The sequence below is a fragment of the Salinarchaeum sp. IM2453 genome, from assembly GCF_019693215.1.
Lineage (GTDB): Archaea > Halobacteriota > Halobacteria > Halobacteriales > Salinarchaeaceae > IM2453.
In genome coordinates this window covers 1,163,636-1,175,881 of the sequence record NZ_CP081183.1, presented here as the reverse complement: position 1 = coordinate 1,175,881, position 12,246 = coordinate 1,163,636, and the positions used below count along the sequence as shown (strand labels likewise).

Here is a 12,246-nt window from a genome sequence, read left to right as displayed (position 1 = left end):
TTTTTTATTTCTAAAGCAGATCACAGACCAGAGATCATGCGATAAATTACCTTGTAACAAAGATATATACATACAGAAATTAGACCAAAGATATATGCAGAAAGACCTACCAGACACAGTGGACACTGTAATTATTGGTGGAGGAATCGCCGGCACAAGCACCTGTTATTTCCACGCAACGGAAACAGATCAGTCAGTGCTGTTACTCGAAAAAGACAACATTGCAAGCGGAGCAACGGGGGATTCTTCTGCAATTATTAGACATCACTATGGAGCCTCGAAAATTTATGCAGAGATGGCAAAATGGAGTCATAAATTTTATCGTGAGTTTGAGGAGCGGACAGGACAGCCACTCGCATATAAGCCAAATCCTCTACTTCGACTCGGGATTGAGGGAGACGAATCTGGAGCATATGCAATGAATGGCCACAAAGTATTAGAAGAGTTGAATATTCCAGTATCAAGACTTGAACGCGAAGATTTTACAGAGGAATACCCAATGATATCAAGTCCAGAGACAGACTTTGTTGTAAATGATGAAACAGCAGCATACTCCAGTGGAACCGATGCATGTATTGGATTTGTAAATGCTGCCCGTGAAGCCGGGGCAATCGTTGATACGGGGACAAAAGTCACGGAGATTAAAACAGAAAGAGGGAAAGTAGTTGGGGTGAAGACACCAGAAAAAACTATTGAGACGGGAAACGTCGTTGTAACAGCCGGACCATGGACTACAGAGATCATGGAGACAATCGAAGTCGATGTGCCGATTGAATTATCACGTGAGCAAATTTTACTACTGGAATCAGAGGGATTCAGTAGAAAATATTCAGAAGGTCTACCAACTAGTGGGGCCCCTGGGGAAGAATGGTATGCTAGAGATGACTTTGTTGATGGGATACTTATCGCAACACATACACACGAGTCAGAAGGAAAAGTTGACCCTGATACGTATAAAGATAGTGTTGATGAGGACGTAAAGTTAGAACTAATAGATAACTTAGTCAGTTTCTGTCCGGATCTCGAAGACGCTGGGTTACAAGGAGAGTACTGTGGAATTTACTCAAACACACCAGATTTTGACTTTATTCTTGACGAGGTAGGCCCTGACGGCTGCGTTGTTGGGTGCGGGTTTTCCGGACATGGGTTTAAACAGGGGCCAGCAATCGGCAAGATACTATCAGATCTTGTGACCAAAGGTGATTCAAGTATCACTGACGTAGACTATTTCTCTCTAGATCGATTTGAGAAAAACAAGCAAGGACATGGAGTTGTTGATCCCCGACAGGAGACAGAATCAGATACTGCCTCGTAATTATGAACAGCGCCGAGGTGGGGTTTTCGAGATGAGCTCGTCTTGGGAGCAAGCTCGGAGAAATTGCCTTATCCCCCTTGTAAATAAACTGCTTCGCTTGTATAAAGACTTCAAGGAACCATTATTCCAAAAATACTTTAACTGGATATATATCCAGATTACAACTAATATATTAGATATTATAACGCTGATCCCTTATCAGGCGGTGGTAAAGTATAAGACTAATCCAATATATACATCAAAACCAAATTTTATGTATTGGTTTGTTTATTGTTACCAATAGGATGTCTACTGAAAGACAGCCACTGGAGATTATGTTTCTCCAGCAAGAGGAAGCAATAGAAGCAGGTTTAACAGACATGGAAGGTTGCGTCGAGAAGATGGAGTATGTGTTTGAATTGTATAACCAAGGTCGTGTAATTATGGGTGGAGGAACAACATCTGGTCAAACAATTCACGGGCATATGACAACGTTCCCGGATGAACCGGAGTATCCAGAAGTTCCCGAATCCGGCCCAGACCGTAGGTTTGGTGCAATGCCAGCATACGTCGGAGGAGACGTGCATAAGATGGGAGTGAAATGGTATGGGTCGAATGTGAATAATCCGACAGAGCGAGGAATTCCACGCTCTCTACATACGATCACACTTAACGATCCAGACAGCGGTGAACCGTTATTTTTGATGGATGGACAAGTTGAAAGCGCAATGCGAACAGGCGCAGTGTCGGGGGTAGGAGCAAAGTATATCCAAGGTGATCGGGCAGAAGTCGCAACAATAATTGGGCCAGGGGTGATCGGGCAAACATCTGCCCTCGCAATGGATGTTGCTCTTGACTCGTTAAAAGAAATTCAAATACACCATCCTGAACTGCGGAAGGCAGAGGCATTTAAAGAGTATATGGAAGACGATATCGACACTGAGATTGTGCCAAATGATTCCCCGGAAGACGCAATTAGTAAAGGCGATGTTGTATCGGTTGCAGCAGCTGGTTCACCGCCACCACGTATCAAAGAGTCATGGCTAAAAGACGACACAGTTGTTATTCCGCTTGGCGATCTGCGTGTTCCACTGGAGGCGTTTGAGGAAGAACTCGTGTTTTGTGATATTCCGAAGAATGATCTTGAGTTCGCAGAACATCTGGACTGGGACATTACGAATGCACTGGGAGCTGCTGTGGATTATAATAAAGGACTTAAGATTGACGAGGAAGACCTTCGAGCAATTCATGATATTATAACCGGAAAGGACAGTGAGCCAACTGACGGAAAGTCCATTTTCTATCCACTGGGGCTACCGATGGAGGATGTGACATGGACAAACGAGGTATACCAAAACGCTAAGAAGATGGGTCTCGGACAAACACTGACATTATTTGAGGAACCGTATTTCCAGAAGCCGTACTGATTTTTAGGAACAGTATAAACACCCTTTATGTCATATTTCTTCATATAATATATAAAAATAATAGAAAAATTTTAGTAATTTGTACTATATTTTTAATGCAATAATCATAACTTTTATGGGTAAATTTTTAATATATTTAATATTGTGTAGATATATTCCTTATTTATTTGATATACGCCCGATATTAGATCTCAACTCAAATTATATTTTTATTTTAATATACGTATTGGTGTATTTTTTCCTTTATTTTTAACAAATAGTATACTATATGCGTAGGTGATAATCCACATATTCACTGAATCAGAAAGATCTCTTCACTTACAGAGCTAGAACTATTTTTTCCAGATAATCCCGTTGATGTTACCGGTCAGCACTATATCATTTTCCGGATTACTGCATGTTATATCCATAGTCACGTCATATCGGTTATCCTTCTCGGTGACGCTCTCATAGAGGACATGGCACTCGATTTGTTCATTTGTGTATACTGGCTTGGAGAACTCAACTTCCATGGTGTGCGCTAATACGCGATCATCGCTTCCAACTTCAGTGGGAAGTGTTGCAGTAAGTAAACCTTGGACCATTAGCTCACCGTTTTCTCTTGGTTCGGTATGTCTAGGCTGATCGTCACCAGAAAACTCAGCGAACCGAGATACGTCGTCGGCTGTAAACGTCCGCGCAACGGTGCGGGTATCACCTTCTGATGGTACCATTGATAAAGACAACAAAGTATCATAGATAATAAAATATGTGCTAATGTCAACGACCGATACACGGTTGTGTGGGACTTATCAGTAAACTTGAGCGCTACTCCGACAGAGAAGTACCTCGGAATCAAGTCTGAGGCACTCGGCCTGCTATCTCTGTAGAGGATCCAGTGTGTCTGGCTACCTCAACACCCCCGCTCTTGGCTGCAGAGCGTATTAACTGACACCCCTCCAACTGGGCGGCTAATGATCCCGCCCACAGTAGAACTGAGAAGCCAACTCAGCAGATAGATCAAGCTGGAAACGCTGTTGGTTCAGAAATATCACTGTCTGGGTGTTTTTGAGCTATGGCAGTCATAATAGAGTCAATCAGAGGTTTAAGCCTTACAACGGTAGGGCTGGATCATCAGATTGGACCGTTTGGCTTAGTTGTCGAGCACTCTCACTGAAATTAAGAAGATCTTCTGCTCCTTTGATGGTTTTATTTGCATGTTCTAACAGTGTTGGGTCATCAATGGAATTAGCTAATATCTCAGCGTATCCTTTTGTGGCTGTTAACTCATTTCGTAAATTACGCCGTAATACACGCTGAAGCGTATCTAGGTGCTTTTCACGACACTTGATTTCGGTTATATTCCCACCTTCCAGGGACCAACAATTCAACAGATTTTGATCATCCAGTACTAACCGGATTGAAAAGTCTAGCATAGCTCTCCGATGTTGTCCTTGTGCTGGTATTCCCATACGAACGAACTCGCCACTTGCTGCTTTCTTGAGTCGTGTTGGCAAATCCTCCAGTTGAAATCAAGGGGTTTTCCATATTTTCTGTTAACACGACTTCGATCAAGTCCACTGAAATCTGTTGCAGTCCGATTTACCTCAATAAATGTTCCATCTGGTTCCATCAAACCAGTAAACTGGTATTTATTGGTGAACTACCCTTGGATGCTCGCTGCCGTTGGTGGCTCCTTACGGAGAGGGACGTAGCCTGTAAAAGTTAATTTGTCTGGAACAGACGATTGTCAACGTTCCATCACATTTCGCTGGGAGTAGCGCCCTTACATCGCCGAATAACAAATTTTCACCGTTGAAAAACAAGGAAAATGGCGTTAAATCAACGTAAGAATGTTCAGAAGTTATAGTTAAACAGGACATACACAGCATTAATGAAACATCGATCATTATTTGTCATCTTGATATTGGCTGCCGTAGGTATAATTACCCTTTCAGCTATAGGGTTAGCCACGGGAGAAGATACCCCGGTACCAGAAAAAGATGACCAGCAGGATCCCACTGGGCTACCAAACGCAACATCAAGTGAGCAATTAACCGGAGTGATTGGTGTTGGAGAAGCGGAGCTTGAAGCCAACATCGAGCAACGAGCATTTGGAATACAAATAGCTGCTGCAGCAAATGACAAGGAAAAAACCCAGATCATCGCAGAACAGGTAGATGAGATTGAAAACCAGACGAAAGACCTCAAAGATCGTAAGGCCCAACTCAGTGATGCACTCGATGAGGGGGAGATATCTCCAGGACAGTATCGAGTAGAGATTGCTAAGATAGCAGCTGAATCTGCCTCAGTGGAACAGGCTGCAAATCAGTCACAAAACGCTGCTACATCTGCTAATATATCACAAGAGGTACGTGAAGACCAGGGCATTAGCATTGATCATATCGAAGAGTTACGAAACAACGCAAGTAACTTGCGTGGTGGAGAAGTAGCCGAGATTGCACAAGGGATTGCTGGTCCGCAGATTGGGGGGCCGGGTGGTGGTCCTCCTGAGGAGATCCCCGGACCTCCAGATGGCCCGGGACAAGGTGGAGGTCCTGAACAAGGACATTCAGAACCGCCCGTAGAGCAGAATTAAGATTAGAAGCAGCTTCATCATTCTTGAGGCCATCATCACATGCGGAGGAAGCCAAACCAGTAAGTTATTTTCGAATAGGGAAAGTGTATGTTATCAGCCAAAGGAGCTACAGGTCACCTGGCGAATAACCAAGTAATCGAAGACCAATAAGAGCCACCAGAACGGTTGATCCCTCATGGCCGACAACAGCCAACGGTAGCGGAAGATCAACAGCTAAGATAGCAGCGATCATCAGCCCGATAGCGCCGAAAGCTATTGTAAAGTTGATCCACAGTGTTCGTTTAGTCTTTTTGCTCAAAGAAAGAATATACGGGAGCCTACTAAGGTCATCAGACATTAACACAACGTCTGCCGTCTCCAAGGCAACATCAGTTCCGGCACCGCCCATTCCAACACTAATATCGGCAGTTGCAAGTGCTGGTGCATCGTTGACGCCGTCTCCAACCATCGCGACGGCGTTATGGCGTTTCTGTAGTGCTTCAATCTGAGCGACTTTTTCTTCGGGAAGTAGTTCCGAATAGACGGTATCGATGTTGAGCTCATCGGCAATTGCTTGTGCCACTCGATCGTTATCGCCGGTAAGCATAATTATTTCGCGAATGCCACTTTCACGGAGTTGCTGAACTGTCTGAGCAGCTTCTGGGCGAATGGTATCGGTAAAAGCAAGCCATCCAAGAACAGTGAATTTATCTTCTGATTCTGCTGCAACAATGACACTGGTTTTTCCGTTTTTTTCTTGACGACGAATAGCCTCGATTCCCTGTTCTATATGCTCAACTTTGCTGTTAATTTCAGACTCAAAATATCGCTGATTGCCGATATGAATCGGCGTGCCATCAACTTGAGCATTAACACCTTTCCCAACTACTGCGTTGAAATTGGTGATATCAGGAGTTGAAATTGACTGATTGTTGGCTGCTTCAACAGTTGCTTCTCCAAGATGATGTTCAGAGCGACTCTGTACAGCAGCTGCAAGACGCAACAGTTGCTGATCGTTCACAGGCATACTGCCTAGTTTAGCACCATCTCTAGCAGTATATTCATTTAGGACAGTATTTCCTTCAGTTAACGTTCCGGTTTTATCAAAAGCAATGGCATCTACATTCGCAGCAATTTCAACATGGTCGCCGCCTTTGAACAGCACACCCTGTCGGGCACCGGCGGTGATTGCGGAGAGGACAGCTGCTGGAGTGGAAATGATCACTGCACACGGCGAGGCAGCAACCATGAGTGTCACTGCTCGGTAAATAGTACTATCAAGAGGATGACTAAGCAGCCAGTAAGGAATTACAACTGCAAGAATTGTCATCAGAAATACGCCAAGGACATATGGCTGCTCAAGCCGATCAACAAGCCGTTGGGTGGGGGCTTGCTTACGTTGAGCTTCCTGAACCATGTCGATGAGTCGTGAAAGAGTAGACTCAGCAGCTTCTCGAGTAACCCGGACTTCAAGACTGCCAGTTTTGTTAATCGTGCCGCTGTAGACTTCATCACCGGGTGTTTTGGTAACAGGCTCTGACTCACCGGTAATTGAAGACTCGTCAATGGAACTTTGTCCATCAATTACTTCACCATCAAGTGGTAATCGCTCGCCTGGCCGGACAATAATAACATCGTCAATCTCAACATTCTCAATCGGCTGTTGTTCCTCTTCACCATTTACAAAAACCTGTGCGGTGTCCGGACGCATCTCTGCAAGGGAGGAAATTGCCGCCTTTGACCGCCCAAAGGCATATTCTTCAAGAACATTCGAAAGCGAGAATAAAAACAATAGTAATGCGCCTTCGAATGGTGCTCCAATAACAAGCGCGGCAGCGGCGGCAATGATCATGAGAAGGTCAATCTCGATGGCTGGTTCTTGAAGGCTCTCAATGGCCTCTTTAACACCATACCAGCCACCTGAGATGTATGCAATAGCATAGCTGGTCCAATACAATGTCGTTGGGCCATCAAACCAGCCAATCAATAATCCAGCAAAAGTGCCAAGAAAGGTCAAGACAACAGAAATAACCTGCAATCGGAGATAGCCCTGAGAAAGAGAGCTATCAGACCCAATGTCCGATTCCGTCTGCATCGATGCGCTGGAGGCCTCAACCATATGCTTATTATTTGTGAGTATACGAATAAGAGTTTTCAATAAAAAAAGAAATATTTTGGCTTGCCTAAACATATTCAATCACCTAACACTATCAACTAGCCACATGCACAAAAAGAAACAATATTTCACACACTTCGATTAAAATCTATCTGTCAGGTTTTTCTGGAAGTTTATGTCGGAAGGCTCGAAGTGCGTTTTTTCCAGTGTCGGTCAAAGATATTTGTTTGGTCCGGCCGACTGACTCAACCTGAAGGTAGCCATTATCAACTAGTGGCTCGATTATTTGATTATTCAGCAGAGCAAATTTCGCTTTCTCATTTCCAGGTTGTCTTTTTCGGATAAAATTAAGTTCAGCATCTTCTGCAAACGTTATGAGATCACTCTTTTTTGGAGTGTATGTGGAGGTACTGCGTTCGTCAATAAAATTAAGCACACGAACTTGGTCTTCAGATGGTGTTTCAAGAGGATACGATGGGAGTTGCTCAGCAGCAACCATTCCCTCAGTACGAGGAGAAGAAGCAGCTGCATGGTTATGTGTCTCTGGATGTACATGGTATCCAGCAGCATCAGTCGCCATGCAAGCAAGAGCGACACCGACAGTGGCTAGTTTTGGACCACTAGACACATTTACACGAACTATATCCTCACGATGCTGGTCGGTAACAGTTGTTACTGTGCCAAGCACATCATAAATATCATGAAGATTAATATCTCTGGTTCGAATATCGATTCCCTCATTCAGGAGCTCTTGCTGTAATGCTTCGTGATATTCAGGAGTTGAAGTGTCTGTTCCATAAAGCAAATATAGGATATCTGCGTCATATTTGAGAACCGGCTCTAGAATCCGATCATATTCATACCCGAGAGGGGCAATATGCACTTCTGAAATTCGCTCAAGAGAGCGGGTAGTGGGCATATAATTAACGGACGACTGTCCTGACTTGTATATTTTGTATTGATAGTATTTATTGTATCAATACTATTTGTAGTATAGTTAGTATTGTAGCAGAACTGAATTACTGATAGCGCATACTATAGGTTGAGAAGAGATTGTCGGATCAAGAGAGGACCGGCTGTAAAACAAAAAGTGATCAAAAATGGCAACGCACAATCTAATCCCAAAACAAATTCATGAACCAACGGAAGATCCAATCGACACAGTTGATCTGCTAGACGACGCAGGGGTTATTGAAGCACTTGGATCAGAGACAGCACGACAAATCCTCTGCGTGCTTGCAAGCCAACCAACGACAGCAACAAAACTCACAGAACACACATCAAGCTCGCTACAAAATGTAATGTATCATCTGAGACGACTTGAAGAAGTGGAACTGGTAGAGGAGACTGGAGTGGCGTACTCTGAAAAGGGAAGAGAAATGACAGTATACCGGTCTACAACAGAGTCAATAACGGTCGAAGTAGAAGCTTCAATGGATACAGAAGATTAGCTGATGGTTGGGAAAGAGTATCTCAAGGCTTGGTCCTAACTTGGACCGACTTCCATCTGTATGGTTATGCTCCGCTGCTGAAGAAGTGAAGGTCCGTGTGTATTATGCCTGTGGAAACTCAATAACTACTTTCGTCCCAGATACAGGTGTTGAGCTGATGTTAAGCGTTCCCCCAAGATGTCTAGTTCCCCACTTGGTGAGCCAGAGACCAAGTCCACTTGTATGCGTGAGTTCAGTCTCCTCGCCTTCAATGACTGCCTGCAACTCGTTTTGTGGGATGCCAGACCCATCATCACTGATAATGACACGAACGTGTTCTGCTTCGTCCTGAACTGTGACTGTCAGTGTAAGGTCAGAAGACGAATTGTGCTTAATTGCATTTTCAAGCAGTTCATCAAAGATGACAGCGATGAGATCGCTATTGGCTCGGACATGTAGGCCTGGTTGGATATCAATGTGGAGATCGGTTTGATCCGCTTGCGGCTGAATATTCTTAATTCTTCGGTGAAGTACGGCAGACAAGTCAACATTTTCCATAACATTGGACTCACGGAGGAGTTGATCAAACTCACGAACAATCTCACCTTTTCGCATCAAGTCTCGAGTCTCGTCACGAAGTGTCAGTGCTAACTCAGAAACGTCGCCAGATGTTTTCTGTGCAAGTTCCTCAGCGTGTCCGTACAACACAGTTGCACTGTTACGGAGATTGTGACGGAGGACACGATTAAGAACACTCAGTCGTTGTTCTCGACGTTTTTTCTCAGTGATCTCACGGTTAATTGCAATGAACTTTACGGGAGCTCCATCGGCATCTGTGATTGGCGCAATTGTCTGATCGACAATATAACGTTCTCCATTTTTCCGTTCGTTGATTATTTCACTTTGCCAGACATCGCCAGAGAGTATCGTATTCCAAAGATCAGTATAAAAAGTATCATCGTGAACACCAGAATTGAACATTTTAGGAGTACGGCCCAACAATTCTTCTTCAGTATACTGGGTGATCTCCTCGGCAGCCCCATTGACATACTGAATGACACCGTTAGTATCAGTGATATATAGTGCATGACCTGCCTGTTCAACCGCTTTGCGAAAGAATTTGAGATTGTTTTGCGACTGGTCTAATTGGGAAAGATCACCCGAATAGTCATGCATCAGTAGAGTGATACCATCGGTAAAAGGAAGAACTTGAAGCTGGTACCAACGGTCATGTGAGGGAAAGTACTCATCAACAGTCAAAGGTTCTTGTTGGATGGTAGCTTCTTTGACTAGATCCTCCAGTGATGAGTTAGACATCTTCGGGAGCAATTCCCAGAGAGTTTTACCACTGGCTTGTGCTGTATCAGTAAATTGAGCTGCTTGCTTATTCAAATAGGTGCACTCGAAGTCAGTATTAAGTATAATTACAGCGGTAGGGAAATGGTCAAGAACTGTCTGTAAGTGGGGGCCAGCAGGGGCAGGGAGTGGGAACCGGGTCATGTTCAATTGTAGTTAGGAAAACACAGGAGATCGATGTGGAAGGACACTATCTTCTATCTATCGTCTGTGAGTGAATAACGGCAGAAGCGTACGAAAGAGTTTGGATTCTAGATAGTCCAGAGATTGTCATAGAAAGTGGCCGATCTTGACAGCGACAGCACACTCTTTGAATACACTCGATAAAATCAGGAACAACGAAATACACGGATTGAGCGAAAACAGACACTATGTAATTATGAGTACAAGAGAACAACAGGGCGTGCCCGATGGAATTGTGCTTGTTGGACATGGATCATCAGTTGAAGAGTCAAATGAGTTAGTACGCCGTGTTGGCAGGAGGCTAGAGTCCCGAATTGGGAAACCGGTACAGGTAGGATTTATTGAAAAATCTGACCCAGATGTGCAATCAGGAGTCAAGTCACTGATTGAGAACTGTCAAAGTATTACCATTTTACCGCTTTTATTGTTTGCAGCAACACACATTAAACAGGATATCCCAGAAGCAATACAACAAATAAAGCGAGATAATCCAAATATTACAATTAAACGAGGGAAGCATCTGGGATCACATCCAAAAATGGTTGAGATTGTTAGACAGCGCGTTGAGGATGCAAGATCAGAGTTACTCTCAGAGCAGGATTCATCCGAGACAACGGTTATTTTTTGTCCGAAAGGAACAAGCGACAAGGATGCGAATAAAACAGCTAAAGAAATTAGCAAGCAGTTACAGCAGAAGATAGATTGGGGCCAAGTCAAACCAGCATTTCTCACTATGGGAAGTCCATCGTTGGAGTCGGTATTAGACACGACAACAACAGACGAAACGCGTAGTACAATTGTTGTCCCGTATACAGTTGGTGACGGGATAATCGCTAACAGGATACGAAGCAAGGCAAGAGAGTTCAGAAAAGGGAATGATACGTGCCGAGTCATCACAACAGATGTGGTCGGGGCCAGAATTGATGATCAATTAATTGACGTCCTTGTTGACCGGGCAAAAAGATATGATGAAGAAAGCTAATATTAGTCCATTTTCGACAGATAGACGACAATTACCGGTGTATAGAGAAACAGAAGTGGGAAAAACAGCGAGAGAAACAGGATATGATTAAAGAGAAAGCAGATAAAGATAGCTCCCAGTCGGGAGCATCATCGGAAGAAACAAGCGAGGGAAAAGTTTCTCTCGTCGGGGCAGGACCAGGTGATCCAGACTTATTGACACGTCGGGCATGGAAGCGATTACAGACAGCAGATGTTGTTCTATATGACTCTCTGACAACAAACGATTTAATTGATGAAATTCCTGAGAACACGGAAAAAGTTGATGTCGGAAAGCGTCAGCCAGACCCGATGACACAAGAACAGATTAATGAACTGATGAAGAACAAAGCAGAAAAAGGAGAACATGTAGTTCGATTGAAGTCTGGAGACCCAACGGTGTTTGGCCGAGGGGGAGAAGAAACAGAACATCTTGCAGAACATGAGATTGAATTTGAGACAGTTGCAGGTATTTCCAGTGTCCTCGCAGCGGCAACAGAGAGTGGTATCCCGCTGACACACCGCGACTATTCATCAAACCTCATGATAGTAACTGGCCACCAAGCATCAGAAAAGCGTGGAAGCACAGTCGACTGGGAAGCAGTTGCTGATACAGTAATCGCCGGGGGAACAGTTATTATTTTAATGGGTGTTGCTAAATTGCCAGAGATTGTTCAAGCACTTCAGGATTATGGAGTTTCAAAGGAGACACCAGCAGGAATGGTTGAGAAGGCAACGTGGGACAGCGAACAAGTCATTACAGGTACACTCGAAACAATTGTTAGCAAAAGAGATAAACAAAACATTGAGCCACCGGCAGTCACAATCGTTGGTAGCGTTGTGAACATACGAGATTCTGTGTCTGACTATCTTATTAAGTGAAA

General features: G+C 44.0%; 11 protein-coding genes. 6 read left to right on the top strand and 5 right to left on the bottom strand.

Annotation, left to right across the window (positions count from 1 at the left end; genetic code table 11):
- The first annotated feature begins 94 nt into the window (after nt 1-94).
- Entirely contained in the window at nt 95-1,315 is a 1,221-nt protein-coding gene (locus K0C01_RS05470) for an NAD(P)/FAD-dependent oxidoreductase (protein ID WP_221171018.1), read from the top strand.
- Between the two features lie 284 nt (nt 1,316-1,599).
- Nucleotides 1,600-2,721 carry a Rossmann-fold NAD(P)-binding domain-containing protein gene (locus K0C01_RS05465; RefSeq protein ID WP_221171017.1) on the top strand — a complete coding sequence of 374 codons (1,122 nt, stop codon included), beginning with the start codon at nt 1,600-1,602 and terminating at the stop codon, nt 2,719-2,721.
- 332 nt (nt 2,722-3,053) lie between these two features.
- Here K0C01_RS05465 and K0C01_RS05460 read toward each other — a convergent pair whose 3' ends face one another.
- Both K0C01_RS05460 and K0C01_RS05455 read right to left on the bottom strand, forming a co-directional pair.
- Nucleotides 3,054-3,434, bottom strand: coding sequence for a hotdog family protein (locus K0C01_RS05460; protein ID WP_221171016.1), 381 nt, complete (start codon nt 3,432-3,434; stop codon nt 3,054-3,056).
- A 378-nt stretch (nt 3,435-3,812) separates the two neighbouring features.
- Nucleotides 3,813-4,217: a hypothetical protein gene (locus K0C01_RS05455; protein WP_221171015.1), complete on the bottom strand. Its 405-nt coding sequence runs from the start codon at nt 4,215-4,217 to the stop codon at nt 3,813-3,815.
- Between the two features lie 377 nt (nt 4,218-4,594).
- Between K0C01_RS05455 and K0C01_RS05450 the strand changes: the two genes are divergently transcribed.
- A complete protein-coding gene (locus tag K0C01_RS05450) occupies nt 4,595-5,299 on the top strand; it encodes a DUF7096 domain-containing protein (protein ID WP_221171014.1) in 705 nt (234 codons plus the stop codon).
- Between the two features lie 106 nt (nt 5,300-5,405).
- Here K0C01_RS05450 and K0C01_RS05445 read toward each other — a convergent pair whose 3' ends face one another.
- Nucleotides 5,406-7,373: a heavy metal translocating P-type ATPase gene (locus K0C01_RS05445; protein ID WP_221171204.1), complete on the bottom strand. Its 1,968-nt coding sequence runs from the start codon at nt 7,371-7,373 to the stop codon at nt 5,406-5,408.
- 169 nt (nt 7,374-7,542) lie between these two features.
- On the bottom strand, nt 7,543-8,313 hold the full coding sequence (locus tag K0C01_RS05440; RefSeq protein ID WP_221171013.1) for an HFX_2341 family transcriptional regulator domain-containing protein: 771 nt from the start codon (nt 8,311-8,313) through the stop codon (nt 7,543-7,545).
- Nucleotides 8,314-8,494: 181 nt separating this feature from the next.
- Here K0C01_RS05440 and K0C01_RS05435 point away from each other — a divergent pair, with 181 nt between their 5' ends.
- Nucleotides 8,495-8,845, top strand: a complete 351-nt coding sequence (locus tag K0C01_RS05435) for an ArsR/SmtB family transcription factor (protein ID WP_221171012.1) — start codon at nt 8,495-8,497, stop codon at nt 8,843-8,845.
- A gap of 102 nt (nt 8,846-8,947) precedes the next feature.
- On the opposite strand, the gene K0C01_RS05430 is transcribed toward K0C01_RS05435, so the two are convergent.
- Complete coding sequence (locus K0C01_RS05430; protein WP_221171011.1) at nt 8,948-10,324, bottom strand: PAS domain-containing protein; 1,377 nt, start codon at nt 10,322-10,324, stop codon at nt 8,948-8,950.
- Between the two features lie 235 nt (nt 10,325-10,559).
- On the opposite strand from K0C01_RS05430, the gene K0C01_RS05425 reads away from it, so the two are divergent.
- Complete coding sequence (locus K0C01_RS05425) at nt 10,560-11,345, top strand: sirohydrochlorin chelatase (RefSeq protein WP_221171010.1); 786 nt, start codon at nt 10,560-10,562, stop codon at nt 11,343-11,345.
- Nucleotides 11,346-11,428: 83 nt separating this feature from the next.
- Entirely contained in the window at nt 11,429-12,244 is an 816-nt protein-coding gene (gene cobA / locus K0C01_RS05420; RefSeq protein WP_221171008.1) for a uroporphyrinogen-III C-methyltransferase, read from the top strand.
- Nucleotides 12,245-12,246 lie beyond the last annotated feature (2 nt).

Bases quoted from the DNA above. Each gene is read 5' to 3' on its own strand.
- K0C01_RS05435 (WP_221171012.1), top strand. From the start codon at position 8,495: ATGGCAACGCACAATCTAATCCCAAAACAAATTCATGAACCAACGGAA.
- K0C01_RS05460 (WP_221171016.1), bottom strand. From the start codon at position 3,434: ATGGTACCATCAGAAGGTGATACCCGCACCGTTGCGCGGACGTTTACA.
- cobA (WP_221171008.1), top strand. From the start codon at position 11,429: ATGATTAAAGAGAAAGCAGATAAAGATAGCTCCCAGTCGGGAGCATCA.
- K0C01_RS05470 (WP_221171018.1), top strand. From the start codon at position 95: ATGCAGAAAGACCTACCAGACACAGTGGACACTGTAATTATTGGTGGA.
- K0C01_RS05450 (WP_221171014.1), top strand. From the start codon at position 4,595: ATGAAACATCGATCATTATTTGTCATCTTGATATTGGCTGCCGTAGGT.
- K0C01_RS05425 (WP_221171010.1), top strand. From the start codon at position 10,560: ATGAGTACAAGAGAACAACAGGGCGTGCCCGATGGAATTGTGCTTGTT.
- K0C01_RS05440 (WP_221171013.1), bottom strand. From the start codon at position 8,313: ATGCCCACTACCCGCTCTCTTGAGCGAATTTCAGAAGTGCATATTGCC.
- K0C01_RS05430 (WP_221171011.1), bottom strand. From the start codon at position 10,324: ATGACCCGGTTCCCACTCCCTGCCCCTGCTGGCCCCCACTTACAGACA.
- K0C01_RS05465 (WP_221171017.1), top strand. From the start codon at position 1,600: ATGTCTACTGAAAGACAGCCACTGGAGATTATGTTTCTCCAGCAAGAG.
- K0C01_RS05445 (WP_221171204.1), bottom strand. From the start codon at position 7,373: ATGCAGACGGAATCGGACATTGGGTCTGATAGCTCTCTTTCTCAGGGC.